The sequence below is a fragment of the Bacillus swezeyi genome (assembly GCF_030908325.1).
Lineage (GTDB): Bacteria > Bacillota > Bacilli > Bacillales > Bacillaceae > Bacillus > Bacillus swezeyi.
On sequence record NZ_CP133085.1, the window covers coordinates 4,067,601 to 4,087,357 of the forward strand.

Here is a 19,757-nt window from a genome sequence, read left to right on the forward strand (position 1 = left end):
TTTATGTCGATCATTCTTTTTATAAAAGCATGGGCGATAAAGTTCGCCCACTGCTTCATATCAGCCTTGTCCATCAGGACTTAAGGCAAATCGCAATGCTTTGCTGATCAATACAGGCAAGACCGAGATATGGCCTTCCTCCTTAAATTCAATGAACTCCGCGCTGACCCCGCAGTGTTCAAGAGCTGATAAGCGCTCTGCCAGCTTTATTGCATTGTCGTTCATCCTGCTCTTATGCGTTTTCTCCAGTTCTCCCGCTCCAAGTAATACATTGACTTTGACATCAGTTTCTTGCAGGCGGGAAACAAATTCATGCTCCTCATCAAAAAACGGCTTATTCCAATGAATTGATGGACTGCCGGCGATGTATGTCTGAAATAAAGCGGGCTTTGTAAACAGGACTTGCAGGACAAAAAGACCGCCGAGGGAATGGCCGAAGATAGCCTGCCTCTTCGCATCAATGTTGAATTCCTGTTCGATCACAGGCTTCAAGTGTTCCTCGATGAATGAGAGAAAGGCTTCCGCACCGCCCGGTTCAGGCCAATCTGTCCCATCGGGCCTTTGAGGCAGTTCTCTGCCTGGCATAGGCAGCGTAAAGTCGTAGTAGCGCCCCGGATCAAACGGAGCATCCGTCTCATAGCCGATGCCAACGATAACAGCCGGTACAACCCCCGTTTTATCCGGGCGGCGCCCCTGCATCCGCACCGCCTCGATCATCGTTCCGAATACTGAATTGGCATCAAGCAGATAGATAACCGGATATCCCTCAGGAGGCGGTTCTCCATGGGGCCTTCCAATAAAAATCCGGTAGCTGCGTTTTCCGTCTTTTGAACGCATGAGACGCTGTTCTGTGCCTGGGATAGCAACGGGCGAAGCTTTGACAGCCTGATTATGTTTTTCTTGAACCATTTGATTTCTCCCTCCCCCTCTGTGATGAAATCAGGCAGTCTAGTGAACCGCCTTTTTTTGTTTAAAAAGCAAGTATAAAAAGTAAGGCACCCCGAAAATGGCGAGAATGATACCCGCAGGAACTTCCGACGGCTGAAACAGCAGTTTGCCGGCAAAATCGGCACATAGCACGAGAAACATGCCGACAAGTCCGCTTAACAGCAATGAGTGACGATGCAGCACCCCTGCCAGCCTCCGAGAAATATGCGGAGCAATCAAGCCGACAAAGCCCATGCTTCCTGAAATCGCCACACAAGCGCTGATAATGCCGACGCAAGCGGTAAGCAGCACCATTTTTTCTGTATTGGAAGACACGCCCAGACTCTTGACGGTATCTTCATGAAAACGAATCGTGTCCAGCAAATTGCTCTTTGCGAGCAGAAACGGAATTAAAAGCAAAAGCCATGGCAGTGCGGCTTGAATATATGTCCAGTTCGCCGACCAGATGCTCCCGTTTTTCCAAACCATCGCCATTTCATGATCGTTCGGATTCATCTTTAACGATAAGTACAGTGAGACAGCGCTGAAACCCGAATTGATTGCGATTCCAACTAGAATAATCCTGCCGGAATCCAGGTTTCCGCCGTGCCATGCAAAGATAAATATAAAAACGGCCGCCAAAATTCCGCCGATCAAGCCGAAGAAAGGCATTCCCATTGCAGCCAGGAGGCTCGTCGTTTCGGTCTGGCCTTGAAAAATAAGTAAATAGCCGACAATCGCTGCCCCTGCTCCCGCGTTAATCCCCAGTATACCGGGATCAGCCAAACCGTTCTTTGTCATCGCCTGAATCACAGAGCCGGCAATGCCGAGTCCAAGACCGACCAAAGCGGCCGTCACGATGCGGGGAAGTCTTAATTCAAAGAGCAAAATGCTGTATTGCTCATTCGGATTGATTTGAAAAAGGGTTGATAACAGCTCCGCCGGATGAACGGAGAAAGACCCTATCGTTAGGCTGACATAACAGACCGTAAGAATCAGCACAATAAAAACGGCATAGATGACCGCTACTTTTTTAGGCACGCTGCTCCCCTCCTTTTCGCTTGATCAAATAAAGGAAGAAAGGAACGCCAATGATTGAAGTGACGACTTCAATCGGTGTCTCAAACGGGTAATTGATCAGCCGGCTGACAAGATCGGCCAATGTCAAAAAGACTCCGCCGATGATGCAGGAACAAGGTATTAACCGGCTGTAGTCCGAACCGACGAGAAACCGCGTCATATGCGGAACGACCAAGCCGACAAAGGCAATCTTCCCGGCCAAGGCGACAGAGCTTCCTGTCAAAAGCACAACCGCAGCCATCGCTGCGATTTTGACGGTCTTCTTCTGCTGCCCAAGACTTTCAGAAATATCGTCCCCAAGTGATAAAGCCGTTACTTTCTTGCTGAGAGAAAGAGCCAGGATGATGCCCACAATCATAAAAGGGACGGCATATATCAAAAGTTCCGGACTCATTTGGTGCAGCCTGGCACTGTACCAAAAGCTGACATCTTGAGAAATTTGAAAATAAATTGACATCGCTGCCGACAAACTGCTGAGCAGCATGCTTGTAACTGTTCCGATAATCGCAAGCTGAACGGGCATAAAACCGTTCGGAATCACCGAAGCCAAACCGAAGACAAGGGCCGCTCCGACAGCTGAGCCGATAAATGAGTATCCCATCAGTTCAAGAGATGTTGATTGCGGAATCAACACCATCAAGAGTGTGATGATAAACGCCGAACCGTCGGAAACACCCATGATCGATGGTGAAGCGAGATAATTCCGGGTGACGCCCTGCATCAGCGCCCCGGACACGGCCAGCGCCGCTCCGATCAAGAGAGCGCCGGCGGCCCGAGGGAGCCGGGAATGCCAGATGATTTGGTGATCTGTGTTTCCTGGATCAAAATGCAGCAATGCCGAAAAAATCACTTCACCATCCAGCTGCTTTGCGCCGTAGCAGACGGACAGAAAAACGGACAGTATCATGGCAAACGGAGCAGTAATTATGATGATGCGGGTTATTTGCTTTGAATGCATAATGAAAAACCTTTTCTATTGATTAGTTTTGTGTTAATTTTTCAGCTGCAGCTTTTAAAAACTGAACCTTGCTCCAGGCTGTTCCTCCCTGTGCAAGCGGGTCTACTGCATTGACGAATACATGGTCCTCTTTTACTGCTGATATGCTTTTCCAAATCGGATTTTTCTCTAAATCTTTAAGTGCATTCGGCTTATCCGCATTCTCATCATCAGAAAATTGAACAAACATATAGTCCGGATTCATCTCGCTTAATTTTTCTAAAGAAATCAGTTCCTGGGCTTTCGCTGCTTTTACTTCCTTAGGAGCTGTGAAGCCTAATTCACCGTACAATGTTGAGTTGAAAAAGACGTCTTCCGGGTAAATAAAGATATTGCCTTGTCTGATTCTGACAACGAGCGCTTTTGTATCCTTCGCCGTTTTCTCCAGTTTGGTTTTTGCGTTTTTAAGATCGGTTTCATAATCTGAAATAATCTGTTTGGCTTTATCTTCTTTACCCGTCAGTTCAGCAAGCAGATTTAAATTGCCTTTCCAGTTTGATGAAACGTGGGATACGGGAATCGTTGTGGCAATGTTATCAAGCTTTTTCACCACTTTTTCGGGAAACTTCGTTGAAGCCAATATGACATCCGGTTTAAGCTCAAGGATTTTTTCAAGATTCGGTTCTGTTTTTTCGCCGACTGCAGTTGCTTGATCAGTAATGCTTTTAAACAGATCCGGGAACTTTCCTGAGAAGGAAATCGCGCCGATTGGATGAATGTCCAGAAGCTTTGCATCTTCCATCGATTCAACACTTCCCGTGATCACGATTCGTTCGGCTGGAACGTTCACTTTGTATGTATGATCGAGATATTGGACGCTTTTCTCAGCTGTTTCTGAGCTTTTTGCATCAGTCCCCGCTTTTTCTTTGCTGTTTCCGCATCCTGCTGCGGCAAAAGCAAGAAGCAGAATAAATAAAAAGATCGACATTTTTCTCATCTATCTGAGACCCCCTGTTTAATTGATAACTATTATCAATTAAAATTATAGGTAAGCCTCTTCGATAACACCATGGACAATATCCGGCAATTAAAATGGATTTTTTCCGGACAACAGTGGAACCGCTTGGCGAATGATCCGTTCATGGCTGCAAGCCGTATATTCACGCCAAGGATCAGACTTCACTTGATAAACCCGTTGATGTCGCACCGCTTTTAAATCCTGCCATTGGGCTGACTGCTGAAGCTGCTGGTAGAACGCCAGTGTTTCCGGCTCTTTGAAAACGAAGATCATAATCAAGTCCGGCTGATATGCCGCAATCATTTCGAGAGAGATTGCCCGATCAGTCGGTTCATCCAAGGAAACAGCCGATTCCAAGCCCAAGTCGCCAAAAAACACATCCTGGACAGATCGGTTGTGAGCAAAATAAATTTCATGTTTATGCAGCCGCAGGAACAAAAAGGTTTGCTTCCCGCACACCGGGTAAAGCGCCTCTTTTGCCGACTCGGTCAGCCGCTCATAAGACGCCATCCATTTGCGGGCTTCTTCCTCTTCATCAAGATGCGAAGCGGTCAGCATAAAATGCGTTCGCCAATTTTCCTGTGAAGGGAGATAGATGACATCGGCGATTTGATTCAGCCGCCCCCGTTCTTCTTTCGAAATGCTATCCATGCTGACAATCCGTTCAGGAGCAGCATCTGACAATGTGCTCAAATTCTCTTCCCATGGTTCATGAAAACGGTATGCGCTGAGATGAACCGGGATATCTGCCGCATAATGCTTGTAATAATGGGATGTCCACTTCGGATGGAGCGAAGCGGCATAAGGAATGAGATGGAGCGGAATGAGCTGTCCGATCGTGTTTTGACCGTAAGCAGCCAACTTCCTGCGCCTTTTTTTCATGTAAACAGTCGGAGATAAACCGGTATGCTTTTTAAATGTCCGGCTGAAATAGAATTCATCTTGATAGCCGGTCAAGCTCGCAATTTCCCTTAGCTTGTAGCTGGCTTTGGCCATCAGCTGCTTCGCTTTTGTCATCCGCGTTTCCGCGATAAATTCTGTCACGCTTTGCCCGTACAGCTTTTTAAATGTTTCACTGTAATGCTTTGCACTGATCCCGGCCATTTGCGCGAGCTGATCAAGCGTGATTTGAACATCTGAATGAACTTCAATATACTCTTTTGTTTTGGAGATGGCTGATGAAGTATCCGCGGGATGAACCAGTTTTGCCGAGTAGATATCATATAGAAGATGCTGCAGTTCGACCTGGCATTTCATCTCCTGAAGCGCCGTTGAAGTCGGCCATAAAGCGGAAAGTTCCTGAAGACGGGAGGCAAGATGTCCAACAGAATGAACATTCATCATCTGCAGACCAGAAAAGGCGTCAGAATTCGTTTCGGCAACCAGTGTTTGCCGCTGTTCATCGTAGAAATACGCCTGCAGCCTGACGAGGTAAACGCTGATTTCGTCCGAAAAAGCCGTGATTCCGAATGTTCCATAAGGAGGGCAGATATAGAGCGTTTCTTTTTGAAGCGGACGGCCCGCCGTTTGAATATCAATTTTACCTTCACCCTTCAAATGAAAAATAAAGACGAAAGAATCAGCAAGCTGCTGTTCATTTGGAAGGTCGCCGGTTTTTTTTATATGATCGATTCGCAAGAGACGATAGACATAAGAGGATTTCATGGAAAAACCGCCTTTCTGAAAACCAATAAATTTCACCCAAAAATTAAAAATGCCCCTGAACAAAATATGGTAAATTGGTTGCAGGTGTGACAACACAAAATACCAGTTTGCGAGGTGCATTTAACATCAAATATAGCTGAACATGCTGCTTTAGATTTACTATAACACAATCGCTTCTATTGTGAAATAACTATGCCGGGCAGCCGTCATTCAAAGGCATACTATTTATCATACTAATATACTTTTAACTCATGTATTAAGAGATGAACGGAAAGGGATAGCTATGCCAAGTTTATGAAATGTCATTTTTTTCATTTAACAACAGTGATCGCCATCATTATTTTAGGAATGGCCTCCCTCTTTATTCTTGTCTTTTAAGGAATTTTTTCCGAGCTGAACTTTAGCACTTCGCTTGAAAACAAAAACGGCCCGAAATAGGCCGTCATTTATTTATTCTGCTTCACCAACAACGGTGAAACGTTCATTAACATGCTCGCCTTTTTCAGCTTCGTCAACAACCGCAATAGCATAGTCGGCATAGCTGATGCAGCTTTCTCCAGCGGCATTTACAATCAAGTTTTCTTGTCCTTTTTTGTATGATCCCGTACGTTTTCCTTCCGGATTGAAAAAGGCTGCAGGGCTGATGAATGTCCATTTCAAACCGCTGGATTCTTTTAAATCCTGCAGGTTTTGGCCCTGATTTTTTGCCGTTGGCAGATACTCTTTAGGGAATTCAGGGGTGTTATACAGCTGGGTTGTTTTTTCTTCATCGACATAAAGGCTGCCAGCGCCTCCAACGATGATTAATCTTGTATCAGGAACCTGCTTAAACAATTCGATCAGTTTTCTTCCTGCTTCCACATGAAGGTGCTCCTGTCCGGGGGCCGCTCCAAATGCATTGACGACAACATCAAGACCTTTCATATCCCCCGGCGTCAGATCAAATACGTCTTTTTCAATGACAGCTGCTCCGCTTTCTGCTGCGACTCTAGATGCGTTTCTGACGATCGCGGCCACTTCGTGCCCTCTTTCTGCCGCTTCTTTTAAAATAAGGCTGCCCGCTTTACCGCTTGCTCCGATTATACCAATTTTCATTTTCGCTTCCTCCGATTTTTAATTTGTAACAAGAAAAGTTACATGTAGGCGGTGAAACATCATCTCTTATTTAAAAGAGATGAGTTAATACGTCTTTAAGAGACTTGCTGGCCAATTCATGCTCCATCGCCTGCTGGACGCTGAGAAACGTTTGATCAAGCGTTGATTGAATCTGCTTTCCAACCGGACAGTTTAGATTCGGTTTTTCATGAATCGCGAATAATTCTTCTTGCTGCTGAACCGCCCGATAAATATCCAGCAGAGAAATATCTGCGGGATCTCTTTTCAGGCTTGCTCCGGCTACTCCGGGCCGCGATGTCAAAATATCCGCTTTTTTCAACTGGCTGATCATGCGCCTGATCACAACCGGATTTGTATTGACGCTTCCGGCGATCATTTCTGAAGATTCCCGCGGGTTTGATGCGATTAAGGATAAAATATGAATGGCCACTGAAAGACGGGTGTTCACCATATGATTTCACCACCGATGTAATAATTATAGTTACAGGTATGTTTTTTGTCAACTACTATCATATCCTTTATTTTTGAAAGGATAAATATTTATTTTTTTATCCTTTACCAATTGGAATTTTTTCTCATTAATTTCGTAGAAACAATCGAAAGGAGTGTTTTTTCATGAAGGAGATATCCGAAGGAAAAGCGGCCATAAAAAATCAGCTTGAACCAGATGAAGAAGTAAAGTCTTCAATTCTTTGCACATATAATGCAAAGATGTCGGCACGATACACCCCATACAGAGGCATTCTGGCAGTGACGAACAAACGCCTGCTGTTTTATTCTTCGCTGTTCGGCTCTCCATTTCATCTTGACATCCGTTATGAAGCCGTCTCTTCCTTCCGCCATAAGAAAGGGCTTATCTTAGGCGGTGATCATATCATTGTGATGAACAACGGCGAGCGCGAAGACTTTCAATATGTTAATGGCTGTGATCGTCTCGAAACATTCATCGAAGCAGTGCAAAAGCTAAAACAGCTGCCCGAAGGCAGCGTTCATGTTTGAAAATGCCGGAAGTCCTCACCTCCGGCACCCGTGGATCAATTATTAATTTCATACTTTTCCCCATACCTCAACACTTTATAAATCGCCATTCCATCAGAAAGATGATTTTCGGAATATCTCACAGGAATCAGGGCGAAAAACACATAATAAGTTGAAAAATAAACAAATTGATAGTAAAAAATATTTTCTTTCAAAATATCATTGATAATCAGCGAATTCACAATAAAAATAGATACTAAATTAAAGATCGCCCCTCCGGCATAAATCAATGCATTCGTATATCGATTATCAAATTTTAATTCGCCGTAATTGCAAAACGAATCCATAAAATAAATGCTTCTGATTTGAATCGGCCCTATTTTGACGAGCTTTTTCCCCATGCCGATCTCAAGGGAAGACTTGCCCCCGAAAATCACCGCCATGAAGCTGTGGCCCAAAACATGAAGGATCGACACGGCAGGAAAAACGAGCAAAAAGGACCAAAAGAATTTCGCGATATCCTGAAGTCCGAACATCCAATCACCCTTTCTGTTTTTATAGAAAATTGCCGCATCTTCCGCTATTCAAACCTGTAAATATGTCAATAGCGCAAAAATGTCTTTGAATCCTCCATCGTTTTCCTGTAGCGGCCGTATCTGTGAGGCAACTGTTCTGATAGATCACGATCAGGAACAACAAACAGCTTCTATCAGTGTCATGATGTGATAGCGGCCTACTCATGAACCAGCTCCATATTGAAAGAATGGCAAACAAAAAAACCGACGATAATATTCAATTATAGTCGGTCAGAGTCCCTTCATTTACTTTTCTAAAACCTTCTGTACTACCCGCCTATATAAGACATTTCGACCTTTTTCCTCGGCGCCGCTTTTGACTGTGCCCGGTCCAGCGAGTATTGGTCATCTCGGTTTCTCCAGACGGTGCCGATCGCCTCGACAAGCTCTTGATCAGACTGTCCGCTTCTGACCAGTTTTCTCAGATCAAAGCCGCTTGATGCGAAAAGGCATGTAAAGAGCTCGCCCTTTGCCGACAGCCGTGCTCTATTGCATGTCGCGCAAAAAGCATCAGATACCGAAGAGATAAACCCGACTTCTCCAGAGCCATCCTGATAGCGATATCGTTTCGCGACTTCTCCTTTGTAATTGGGGTCGATTGATTCAATCGGCATCTCTTCATTGAGAATCCTGATGATATCAGCTTTTGTGACCACTGACTTTTGATTCCATTCATTTGTATTGCCGACATCCATAAATTCTATGAATCGCAAAATATGGCCTTTTTCTTTAAAGTAGCGGGCCATCGGCAGGATATCTTTTTCATTGACGCCTTTCTGGACGACCATATTGATTTTGATGCCCAGCCCTGCTTGTTTTGCCGCTTCGATTCCATCAAGGACTTTACTGACGGAGACCCCTCTTCCGTTTATCGTTTTAAAACGCTCGTCATCAAGTGAATCCAAGCTGATCGTGACCCGTTTTAACCCTGCTTTTTTAAGTTTTTCCGCATAGACGGGCAGCAAAATGCCGTTCGTTGTCATCGCAATATCGCGAAGTCCCGGTATGCGGGACAGCTTTCCGACTAATTCGGGCATATCTTTTCTCATCAGCGGCTCTCCGCCTGTAAGTCGGATTTTTTCAACGCCGAACGTATGGACAAACAGCTTAGCCAAGCGTTCAAGCTCTTCAAAGGAAAGGAGCTCACTCTTTGGCAGAAACGGATAATCCTTTCCAAAAATTTCGGCAGGCATGCAATACGTACACCGGAAATTGCAGCGGTCGGTTACGGAGATTCTCAAGTCTCGAAGGGGGCGGTCTTTCTGATCCAAAACATGTTCATTGTTGGCGGTCATGTGCATTGCCTCCTTTTATGATAGCTGTAATCGCTCGTGATGGGTGTATACATTAAATGACCGGTTTCTTGCAAACCCAATCGTCATGATATTCAGGTCCTCTGCCATCTGAATGGCGAGCTCGGTCGGAGCCGACTTGGAAATGACCGCGGAAACGCCGATTTTCGCGGCTTTGAGAAGCACCTCAGAGGAAATTCTGCCGCTGAATACGATCAGTTTGTCGCGAGCCGGAACCTGATGCAATAAACAATATCCGTACAATTTATCCAGCGCATTATGCCTTCCGATATCTGATCTCGCCACAATCATTTTTTCAGGGCTGCACAAAGCGGCATTGTGAACGCCCCCCGTATGCTGAAAAAGCTTGCTGTTTTTCTGCATGTCACGCATAAGCGCCAAACAGTTCTCAGGTTTGATTGTTAGATGATGAAGCGCCGTTTTTGCCGTTTTGACGTCCTGCTGGAAATAAAAATGCCGCCCCTTTCCGCAGCACGAACCAATCACGCGTTTCGTGTAATCTTGCAGCTTAAGCTGATTTGAGCTGACGAGATCGACATATGCGAACCCAAGACTTTCATCTATTGTAAACCTTTTAATCTCTTTTTTAAATCGAATAACCCCTTCAGAAGCTAGAAAACCGATCACAAGTTCTTCCAAGCTGTCAGGCGAACAGACAAGGGTGACAAACTCTTCGCCGTTGACCATCACAGTCAGGGGATATTCTGTCGCCATTTGATCCTTTCGCTGTGTCAGCTCTCCATTATCATAACGGAATACGCTGCGGCTTGTTGTGATGTTTTTCCCCATTGATAACCCCGCCCTTTGTATCTGTCATTATCTATTACTATACTCGTCCATCACGATTTTTCACAACTGCTAGGTCAAATTTGGAAGATTCATCTTGTTGATAGCTTGAAAATATGATATTATTTTTTAAAAGTTCAAAAAATAGACACTTTTCACTCAACTGACCGCGATTGTACCAATCAGCAAAAACGCTTCCAAATTCCTCACCCTCAGGCAGCTTCTTTTAAAGGACAATTATGAAGAAAGCCTTTTTATTTCCACAGGAGGACTACAAATGAAAAAAGTGAAAAACAGATGGCTCATTGCCCTATGCGCAGTCGGTATTCATTTATCTATCGGATCTGTATACGCATGGAGCGTGTTTACAAACCCGCTCGCAGAACAATTCGGCTGGAGCCTGAGCCAAATTAGTCTGACGTTTAGTATCGCGATTTTATTTCTTGGCCTGTCAGCTGCATTTTTAGGACACTTTGTTGAAAAGCACGGCCCGAAAAAATCCGGCATGCTCGCCGCCCTCTTTTTCGGCATCGGTGTGACATTTTCCGGGGTGGCTGTTCAGCTCGGCTCCCTCCCTCTGCTCTATTTGTTTTACGGCGTCTTTGGCGGCGTCGGACTTGGCGTCGGCTATATCACACCTGTTTCTTCCCTTGTCAAGTGGTTTCCAGACCGCCGCGGCCTGGCTACAGGGCTTGCCATTATGGGATTTGGCTTTGCGGCTTTGATCAGCAGTCCGATCATGCAGATGCTGATAATCAATGTCGGCATTGCCAATACCTTCTTTATTCTCGGCATTTGCTACTTTCTGGTGATGATGATCTCTTCCATTTACTTGGCTCCCCCTGAAGACAGCTGGGTCCCTAAAGGATTATCTGCCAAAAAAAGCGGTAAAGCGCAAAACATGGATTTATCCCAGCTGACAGCAAACGAAGCTGTTAAAACGAAACGGTTTTATTACTTATGGTTTATGCTTTTTATTAACGTTACATGCGGAATTGCCATCATCTCGATCGCTTCTCCGCTGTCCCAGGAAAGTACAGGAATGTCCGCCGCCGCTGCTGCTGCGCTCGTTGGCGTTTTAGGTGCGTTTAACGGTTTCGGACGCATCGGCTGGGCTTCTGTATCAGATTATATTGGACGGCCGAATACGTATACCGCTTTTTTTGCTATTCAACTGATCGCTTTTCCGCTATTGCCGTTTGTTGGAGACCAAGTCATTTTCTCTATTTTGATGGCGCTGATCTACACTTGCTATGGAGGCGGCTTTGCTTCAATTCCGGCCTATATTGGAGATTTGTTCGGCACAAAACAGCTTGGCGCCATCCACGGATACATTTTAACCGCGTGGGCGGCAGCCGGACTTGTGGGGCCGATGTTCTCTTCATGGATTCGCGATGCAACAGGGAGCTACAGCCAAAGTCTGACGGTATTTTCCATACTGTTCGGGGTCGGCCTGTTCCTATCAGTATTCATCAGAATGGATATGAAGCAATTGAGAAAAAAACCGAAGTTCCATTCTCAAACTCGGTAAAAGGATGACAGATGTTTTTCTGTAGGAAAGGAGAGTGTGAATAAATGGGAAAAACGAAGCACCAAGGTCCAATGAAACTGAATAAAAGGCCTGCTCCCAAACTGTGGGCATCCTGGGCGCCGATGGGTCTTGGAAAAGTAAAACCAAAGCATATCAGAGATACGATGAAAGCCGCTTGGGACAATAAAGACAACCTATCGTATGCCTACAGAATTTTAACGCAAGGCGTTTGCGACGGCTGTGCACTCGGTGTGTCAGGCTTGCGCGATCAGACGCTCACAGGACCTCATCTATGTACGACAAGACTGAATGTCCTCCGTTTAAACACAATGCCTGAAATTGAAGATAAATGGCTGTTTGCAGACATTGAAAAACTCCGCAAGCTGGACAGCACAGAGCTTAGAAGACTCGGGCGCATTCCTTACCCATTATCAAGAAAAAAAGGCGAAGCCTCTTTTGCGAGAATCTCCTGGGATGAAGCGCTCAGCCGAATCGCAGACAAAATCAAGTCGATTGATAAAAGACAGCTCGCCTTTTATTTAACCGCGCGGGGCATCACGAATGAAGTCTATTACACAGCGGGAAAAGCAGCCCGCTTCATCGGTACGAACAACATTGACAATGCATCACGGATCTGCCACTCCCCAAGTAAAACGGCTTTAAAGAGGTCGCTGGGAATCGGCGCCTCAAGCTGCAGCTATCGAGACTGGATCGGGACAGATGTCCTCGTATTTTGGGGATCTGTCGCCGCCAATAACCAGCCTGTTTCGACAAAATACATGTATGCCGCTAAAAAAGCAGGGACCAAAATCATCATGATCAACCCCTACAGAGAACCCGCCATGGAAAACTATTGGATTCCGTCAATACCTGAAAGCGCCCTTTTCGGCACGAAAATCGCTGATGATGTGTATCAGGTCAATATCGGCGGTGATATCGCCTTTATGAACGGAGTAATGAAACATTGGTTTGAAATGGAACGGGAAGCGCCCGGGTCAGCCATGGACCGCGCCTTTGTCGATGCGCACACAAACGGCTTCACAGAGCTGAAGCAGCATATCGCAAGCCAAAACTGGGAGGCGCTTGAAACGTCATCCGGTTTATCGAAGGAAAGAATGAAAGAGTTTGCTGTATTGCTTGCCAAAGCGAAAACCGGTGTTTTCATTTGGAGCATGGGCCTCACCCAGCACCGCTTTGCGACAGACAACATTTCACAGGTTGCCAACCTCGCTCTATTGCAGGGATTCATCGGAAGAAAACATTGCGGCGTCATGCCCATCAGGGGTCACAGCGGTGTTCAAGGCTCTGGAGAAATGGGAGCCGATCCCTTCGTTCTCCCCGGCGGTGACTTTGATGAAGAAAATGCTGCACGGATAGAGAAGATTTGGGGCTTTGATATTCCGCGATGGCAAGGTGATACGATTGGTCAGACGATTGAAAACATGCTTCTTCCAGACGAAAGCGGGAAAAAGGTAAAAGTGTTTTATACGAGCGGAGGCAACTTTTTAGAAACGATGCCAGATCCCGCTTTTATCGAGAAAGCATTGCAGGAGGTTGAACTCAGGGTGCACCAGGACATCATTTTCAACACATCGACACTGGTGGATGCGAAAGAGGAAGTGATCGTGCTTCCCGCAATGACAAGATATGAACAGCCTGGCGGCGGAACCTCGACGAGTACGGAGCGGATGGTCTGTTTCAGCCCTGAGATCAAAGGGCCGCGTATCGGTGAAGCCCGGCCGGAATGGGACATTTATGTCGATCTGGCCAAACGTGTACGGCCGGAAGACAAAGAGCTGATTGATGTTGCGAGCGCAGCAGACATCCGCAATGAAATTGCCGCAGCCAACCGGAATTATGACGGCATTCAGCATTTGAACGAACGCGGAGATGTCTTTCAATGGGGCGGAGCCTGGCTTTGTGAAGCCGGCATTTGTCCGACAGCAGACGGCAGAGGCCGTTTGATTCCCGCCAAACTTCCGGAAAACAGACAGGCGGAAGGCCGTTTTTATGTCACGACAAGACGGGGAAAACAGTTCAATTCCATGATTTACAGTGACAAAGATCCTTTTAATGCAGCAGATCGCTGCGATGTGATGATCAATCAACAAGATGCAGAGGAACTCTATATTAGCGAGGGAGAGGCCATCGTCCTGTTCAACCGCTTCGGAACCTTCCAGGGACGCGCCAAATTTGCAAATGTGAAGCGCGGAAATACAGCGGTCTACTGGCCAGAGGGAAATGTCCTGATTCCTAAAGGCGTATATGAAAACGATGCCAAAATTCCGGAATACAACACGATGGTCATGATTGAAAAGGCCGAAACATTCCATTCGAGAAAAGATCGGCGCTATAGAGAAAAACGGATTGAAGAGCTTGAAATGACGATCGATTAAAGAGGATATCAGCATCGGAAAAAGGGATAAGAGACGGCACAGTTGATCCGTCTCTCTTTCCCGCGGAATTACTTGGACATTTTCCCGCCTTCTTCTTTCCATACTTTTTTAAAGTCGTTTGCTGATTCAGCCTCAATTAGTTTGCCGCCGCCGGCTTTAGCTACTTTTTTCAGTTTTTCTTTTTCTTTAACCGTTTTCACATCTAAACCAACGATGTTCACGATTGTTTTAATATTGGACTGGCGCAGATCTTTTGCCGCCTGAACGGGATCTCCTCCGCAAGTCTCCTCACCGTCTGTCACGATGTACACATAATTTTTTCCGTCTTTGTCAGCAAGATCATCTTTTACATCATAAAGAGATTTGGCGATCGGAGACCATCCTGTAGGCTTAATTCCGCTCAAAGAATTTTGAAATCCATTTGCTGAAAACGGCTGCAGATCATACAATGTTTCAGTTGTGCCGCACGATTCTTCTTTACCTGAGTTTTTATTGTTGCCTTTATGTCCGAAAACATTCAGCATGACATTCGCATCGCTTGGAAGCAGGTCAGCAAAATCGGTAACGGATTCTTTGGCAATATCGAATTTCTTATCTCCTTCAACCCTCTGTGCCATGCTTCCGCTTGCATCAAGCACAACCGCAACATTGACATCTTTTTTGCTGTTGTCCGCAGCATTCCCGTCTTCAGCCGCAAAAGCTGCTGGCGCTAAAGACAAAAGCATGGTGAACGTCGTCAATAGTGTAAACCTTTTTTTCATCATCATCACATTCCTTTCAAAATTGTATTTGGACCAGCCGTTCCCGTCAGAACAAGTCCATCAACATCGTAAAAGAAGGCATGATAGAAATAAATAGGCCGTATCTCCTTTTCAAATTCACAAATTTTTCATAATACATGCGATGATAGAACGGCACTTTCACTTAAGACCTATCAAAAAAGTCTGCTAAAAGGGCATGTTCTTCCCATTAAAACAACAGTTTCGACAAATAACCCCTCCAAAGGATGCAGGGGGGTTCATCGTTCTGACACAGTAACTTAATAATTGTAAAGTGTTTTACTTGACTTTCATCAAGTTTTTGAACCAATAGGAAATCCGCGGAAGCTGTCCGCGGATTTTTTCCAATTTATTTAGAAAGCTCAATCGCTTCCTGAGTAAAGATCTTTTTGATGTCGTTTTTGGTTTTCGCTTGGAAGTACTCTCCGCCGCCAGCTTTTGCAATGCTTGTCAACTGTCCGTGGAAGTCACCTTCATAATCAAAGCCGATCACATTGACGACTGTGTCGCGATCCGATTTGCGCAGTTCTGTTGCAACTTTTACCGGATTTCCGCCGCAAGTTTCTTCACCGTCTGTCAGCAGATAAACAATGTTTTTCCCGTTGCTGTTAAGCTGGTCAAAAGCATTTTTTGCATCTTGAAGTGCATTTGCAATTGGTGTCCAGCCTGTTGGTCCGATTCCATTTAATGAATTGCGGAAGCTTTGTTCATCATACATTTGGAAGCCGTATACACCTCTGATTGCATTGCAGGATTGTACTTTTCCTGAGTTTTTATTGTTTCCCTCTGAACCGAAAACCCGCATTAGCACATTCGTGTTTTCAAGCTTGGAGCCAAAGCTGAATGCCTCATTTTTGGCAAGCTCATATTTTGATACCCCGTTCATTTTTTTAGCCATACTGCCGCTTGCATCAAGCATAATCGCAATGTTAGGTGCATCTTTGGCAACAGTTACTTCCTGTTTCTTTTCCGCTGCGAACGCAGGTGATCCTAGGCTTAAAACCATCGCGGTCAAAATCCCTAATGTCAGTTTTTTTCTCATTCTCCCATTCCCCTTTCATTTTTAGGTCGTTAAACACATTATTATCGTAGAAGAACACTAGAAAGAAATAAATAGGGCATGTCTCCTTTTCCTTGTTATTGATTTCCGCACACAACAAATATCTGAAATGGTCATTATCACCTGAATGATCTTCAGTCTATGAATCATTAACGGTCTTTTGGCGCTGTTCGGGGAGTCCTCGGGCTTATTATTTTTGAAATATTTGTATCGCGTAACAAATGTCTGTACGTTCATGATGATGACACATTTGAAATGCAAGTAAAAAAAGGCGCTCCTCACGAGGGCGCCTTTTATTTTTTCGCCATGTATTTATTTAAAAATTGATCAGCATTCGAAATCGCCGTTCCTTTGTAATAATATTTGACAATGTCTTCGGCTTTCTTTCCTTCTTTCGCCATATAATGGGCTCCGTATTGGCTCATTCCCACTCCGTGGCCATAACCCCTCGTGGTCACGACAATTTGATCTCCTTTACGCTTCCAATCAAAATCAGCCGAATTGAGCCCAAGTTTTTCCCTGATGTCTCTTCCTTCCAGCTTCTTACCGTTGATAACGGCGGTTGCCACGCGTTTTCCCGGTGTCCGTTCGGTAATCTCACCGATACCATTCGAGTTTGGCAGCGTGACGCCGAGTTTTTGTTCAAATTCTGACGCCGTAAACGTTTTATGGTTTAAAAATTTTGGTGATTTTCTATCCCAGGAGCTCTTCACGCTTTTAAGATACGGAATATCACTTGTCCAATAGGCTTCGGCATTTTCTGTATAGCCATTGCTGGTGGAAAAAAAGGAAGCGTCAATCGGTTTCTGATCGTAGGTTAAAATCTTGCCTTGTGTACTCGCAACAGCTTCTGTCACCTTTTTTATTTTCCAATCATAATCCTTTTTCCAGATTTGTTGAAGCTCTGATTTGCTTTTGTACACCTGGAACATTTGAGTATCATCGACAAGCGAACCTTTTGGCGGCTGCACAGCCTGATCTGATACCATCTGCCTCACGATATATGTGCGCGCTGCAAGCGATTGTGCTTTTAGGGCTTCCATATCAAAATCAGCAGGCATTTCTGAAGCGACAACCCCGATGACATACTCCTCAAGGGGAATGTCTTCTACTTGGCGGTCAGCCGTTCTGTAGACCGGAATCGAAACGGGAGACTCTTTTAAAGTTGCTGTCTTTTTTTCCTCCTTTTGTACAGTGTTCTGGTTTGTTTTTGGCATCCCGGATTCTCCTTGAAAAGGTAGAACAAGCAGTGTTGGTACGAGTAAAATCAGCATGCATATTCCTGCTAGTACAATAAATAGCTGTTTCAAATTAGCTGCCCCCATTTCTGTTTTGTCTCTTTCATTTTATGGGAGGGGACAAGCTATTATGACTGTACTTTTTAGCGGAACATATGTATTTGCAATACGATTTTTGTGCATAATGATAGATAGAGGAGACATACTGATATAGAATACTTGAAATTAAAAATCAGTATGCCATATGACATACTGATTTCGTGTTCGTTTATGCATTTAAATCTGTTACCACTTCTTTATTTTCAAGGTGGACCGCTTCTTCATCATTTACACGCTCAATATCAGCACCAATGCCTGCAAGTTTTTGATGGAAGTTGACATATCCACGATCTAAGTGTTTCAATTCTGTCACGCGTGTATGGCCGTCTGCGACAAGTCCTGCCAGAATAAGAGCTGCACCAGCCCGCAGGTCGGTTGCGGCAACCTCGGCGCCTTGAAGCTGTACAGGACCGTTAATGATGACAGAGCGTCCTTCAATTTTAATATCTCCGTTCATACGGCGGAATTCTTCCGCATGCATGAAGCGGTTTTCGAATACGGTTTCTGTGATCATGCTGGTTCCATTTGCGCGCATTAAAAGTGCCATCATCTGTGACTGCATATCAGTCGGAAAACCTGGATGAGGCATCGTTTTTAAATCGATCGATTTCAGTTCAGCAGGTCCGATAATCCGAAGACCGTCGGCTTCTTCCAAAATCTGAACGCCCATTTCTTCCATTTTCGCAATTAAAGATGTTAAATGCTCAGGAACAGCTCCTTGCACCAAAACGTTCCCTTGAGTAATCGCTGCGGCAACCATGAAAGTTCCTGCCTCAATCCGGTCAGGAATAATGGTATGCTTGGCGCCATGAAGCGTTTTAACACCTTCAATTTTAATGGTGCCTGTACCGGCACCCCGAATTTTACCGCCCATTGCATTGATATAGTTAGCCAAATCGACGATTTCAGGCTCTTTTGCAACGTTTTCCAGCGTTGTCGTGCCATTTGCCAAAGCGGCAGCCATAATCAAGTTTTCGGTCGCTCCGACACTAGGGAAATCAAGGTAAATTTTTGCTCCTTGAAGGCGGCCTTCCACTTTCGCTTCAATAAAGCCGTTTCCGACCTTAATTGTCGCCCCCATAGCTTCAAAGCCTTTCAAATGTTGATCAATCGGTCTTGATCCAATCGCACATCCACCAGGCAACGCCACTCTCGAATGACCTGTGCGAGCAAGAAGCGGGCCCATCACCAATACAGATGCGCGCATTTTTCTGACATATTCAAACGGAGCCTCAGTTGACAAAGTGCGAGATGCATCAACCGTTACTGTATTATTCTCAAAATGTACATTTGCGCCTAAATGACGTAACACTTCGTTAATCGTATATACATCGGAGAGCGTAGGCACATCACATATTTCACTTTTTTCTTCACTGGCTAATAAAGATGCAGCGATAACTGGTAAAACGGCATTTTTTGCTCCTTCAACTTTGACTGTGCCGTTTAACTTTTGACCGCCGCGGACGATGATTTTTTCCAAGGTATTCCCCTCCGCGTCCCAATTTCTCTATATTAATATTCAGTCGTGACGATTGGTGTGCCAACCGTGACGGTAAGTTTTTCGCCCATTCCCGCATTTCTAAGCGAGACTTGCAAATTCATTTGATGTTTATCTGTCTTGATGGATTCTTTCCACTCGTTAGTATAGGCAGAAACAGATACGAAATTTGGTTCGATTAAATCTTCAACTGTCTTTGCGTTAAATTCACTGACCAGCTCTTTAGCTTTTTTTTGCAAAACAACATCCATCATACCATTTAATTGGCCCTTTAGACAAGTAAAAATTGCGGTCTTTTCTCGCATGATGTCGAATGCATTCCGTTCAAACTGCTTATATGTATCATTCCAGTTTTCCCGTGGTCCCGCACCTTTTTGCTCATATAATAAATACGAAACAAGTCTCTGGTTTTTGTGGGTAGTGACCAAATGTATTTTTGATCTGACTTGATTTTTTTTGTCAGTATATATGCCTGTCGCTTCTAATGTGCTGTCTTCTTGTGTTAGAGTCCATTCATATTGTCGATGCTGCTTCTTGAAATGTTTCACTTTTGCAAAAAAATCTTCCTTAGTCAGAGATAGCTGTTTCTTTGTGTGAAGCGTCCATTGCTCAAGCTTCACGTCATGGCGGTTTAACCCTTCCGCCAGCTGTCCAAGCGGCGTATTTCCCGCGGCATCAAGCGATTGAAAGACATGTACGATCATAAATAAAACCACAATAAAAATAAGGGCGTGAACCGTATGTTTTTTCTTCATTTCGCA

General features: G+C 44.9%; 18 protein-coding genes. 3 read left to right on the forward strand and 15 right to left on the reverse strand.

From position 1 onward, the window contains the following. Positions 1-60: 60 nt before the first annotated feature. The 7 genes from RBH91_RS20360 to RBH91_RS20390 form a co-directional block, all read right to left on the reverse strand. A complete protein-coding gene (locus RBH91_RS20360) occupies positions 61-909 on the reverse strand; it encodes an alpha/beta hydrolase (protein WP_307892735.1) in 849 nt (282 codons plus the stop codon). Positions 910-948: 39 nt separating this feature from the next. Then, positions 949-1,968 (reverse strand): FecCD family ABC transporter permease, encoded by a 1,020-nt coding sequence (locus RBH91_RS20365; RefSeq protein WP_307892736.1) that lies wholly within the window; start codon positions 1,966-1,968, stop codon positions 949-951. Then, the gene (locus RBH91_RS20370) at positions 1,961-2,965 is read right to left on the reverse strand and encodes a FecCD family ABC transporter permease (RefSeq protein ID WP_076759257.1); all 1,005 of its coding nucleotides are present in this window, start codon (positions 2,963-2,965) and stop codon (positions 1,961-1,963) included. Before RBH91_RS20370 ends, RBH91_RS20365 begins: the two co-directional genes overlap by 8 nt. Positions 2,966-2,987: 22 nt before the next feature. Further along, on the reverse strand, positions 2,988-3,941 hold the full coding sequence (locus RBH91_RS20375) for an iron-hydroxamate ABC transporter substrate-binding protein (protein WP_307892737.1): 954 nt from the start codon (positions 3,939-3,941) through the stop codon (positions 2,988-2,990). 90 nt (positions 3,942-4,031) lie between these two features. After that, positions 4,032-5,627, reverse strand: coding sequence for a bacillibactin transport transcriptional regulator Btr (gene btr, locus RBH91_RS20380; RefSeq protein WP_307892738.1), 1,596 nt, complete (start codon positions 5,625-5,627; stop codon positions 4,032-4,034). 450 nt (positions 5,628-6,077) lie between these two features. Next, a complete protein-coding gene (locus tag RBH91_RS20385) occupies positions 6,078-6,722 on the reverse strand; it encodes an NAD(P)-dependent oxidoreductase (protein WP_307892739.1) in 645 nt (214 codons plus the stop codon). A gap of 70 nt (positions 6,723-6,792) precedes the next feature. After that, on the reverse strand, positions 6,793-7,194 hold the full coding sequence (locus RBH91_RS20390; RefSeq protein ID WP_307892740.1) for an Rrf2 family transcriptional regulator: 402 nt from the start codon (positions 7,192-7,194) through the stop codon (positions 6,793-6,795). A gap of 164 nt (positions 7,195-7,358) precedes the next feature. On the opposite strand from RBH91_RS20390, the gene RBH91_RS20395 reads away from it, so the two are divergent. Further along, positions 7,359-7,742, forward strand: a complete 384-nt coding sequence (locus RBH91_RS20395) for a PH domain-containing protein (RefSeq protein WP_307892741.1) — start codon at positions 7,359-7,361, stop codon at positions 7,740-7,742. A gap of 35 nt (positions 7,743-7,777) precedes the next feature. On the opposite strand, the gene RBH91_RS20400 is transcribed toward RBH91_RS20395, so the two are convergent. The 3 genes from RBH91_RS20400 to fdhD all read right to left on the reverse strand — a co-directional run bounded on the left by RBH91_RS20400 (position 7,778) and on the right by fdhD (position 10,398). Beyond that, positions 7,778-8,257: a hypothetical protein gene (locus RBH91_RS20400; protein WP_307892742.1), complete on the reverse strand. Its 480-nt coding sequence runs from the start codon at positions 8,255-8,257 to the stop codon at positions 7,778-7,780. A 308-nt stretch (positions 8,258-8,565) separates the two neighbouring features. Next, positions 8,566-9,591, reverse strand: coding sequence for a GTP 3',8-cyclase MoaA (moaA, locus tag RBH91_RS20405; RefSeq protein WP_307892744.1), 1,026 nt, complete (start codon positions 9,589-9,591; stop codon positions 8,566-8,568). Between the two features lie 15 nt (positions 9,592-9,606). Next, positions 9,607-10,398, reverse strand: coding sequence for a formate dehydrogenase accessory sulfurtransferase FdhD (gene fdhD / locus RBH91_RS20410; protein ID WP_307892745.1), 792 nt, complete (start codon positions 10,396-10,398; stop codon positions 9,607-9,609). 274 nt (positions 10,399-10,672) lie between these two features. On the opposite strand from fdhD, the gene RBH91_RS20415 reads away from it, so the two are divergent. Together RBH91_RS20415 and RBH91_RS20420 are read left to right on the forward strand one after the other, a co-directional pair. Further along, positions 10,673-11,926 carry an L-lactate MFS transporter gene (locus RBH91_RS20415; protein ID WP_307892746.1) on the forward strand — a complete coding sequence of 418 codons (1,254 nt, stop codon included), beginning with the start codon at positions 10,673-10,675 and terminating at the stop codon, positions 11,924-11,926. A 44-nt stretch (positions 11,927-11,970) separates the two neighbouring features. Next, positions 11,971-14,322: an FdhF/YdeP family oxidoreductase gene (locus RBH91_RS20420; protein ID WP_307892747.1), complete on the forward strand. Its 2,352-nt coding sequence runs from the start codon at positions 11,971-11,973 to the stop codon at positions 14,320-14,322. Between the two features lie 68 nt (positions 14,323-14,390). Here RBH91_RS20420 and RBH91_RS20425 read toward each other — a convergent pair whose 3' ends face one another. From RBH91_RS20425 to RBH91_RS20445, 5 genes are all read right to left on the reverse strand, one after another. Continuing rightward, entirely contained in the window at positions 14,391-15,083 is a 693-nt protein-coding gene (locus tag RBH91_RS20425) for a VWA domain-containing protein (RefSeq protein WP_076760235.1), read from the reverse strand. Positions 15,084-15,450: 367 nt separating this feature from the next. Beyond that, positions 15,451-16,143 carry a VWA domain-containing protein gene (locus RBH91_RS20430; protein ID WP_076759278.1) on the reverse strand — a complete coding sequence of 231 codons (693 nt, stop codon included), beginning with the start codon at positions 16,141-16,143 and terminating at the stop codon, positions 15,451-15,453. Positions 16,144-16,454: 311 nt separating this feature from the next. Then, positions 16,455-17,471 carry a stage II sporulation protein D gene (gene spoIID, locus RBH91_RS20435; RefSeq protein WP_307892749.1) on the reverse strand — a complete coding sequence of 339 codons (1,017 nt, stop codon included), beginning with the start codon at positions 17,469-17,471 and terminating at the stop codon, positions 16,455-16,457. 196 nt (positions 17,472-17,667) lie between these two features. Then, on the reverse strand, positions 17,668-18,978 hold the full coding sequence (gene murA, locus RBH91_RS20440; RefSeq protein ID WP_307892750.1) for a UDP-N-acetylglucosamine 1-carboxyvinyltransferase: 1,311 nt from the start codon (positions 18,976-18,978) through the stop codon (positions 17,668-17,670). Positions 18,979-19,010: 32 nt separating this feature from the next. Beyond that, positions 19,011-19,751, reverse strand: a complete 741-nt coding sequence (locus RBH91_RS20445) for a YwmB family TATA-box binding protein (protein ID WP_307892751.1) — start codon at positions 19,749-19,751, stop codon at positions 19,011-19,013. Positions 19,752-19,757: the final 6 nt, after the last annotated feature.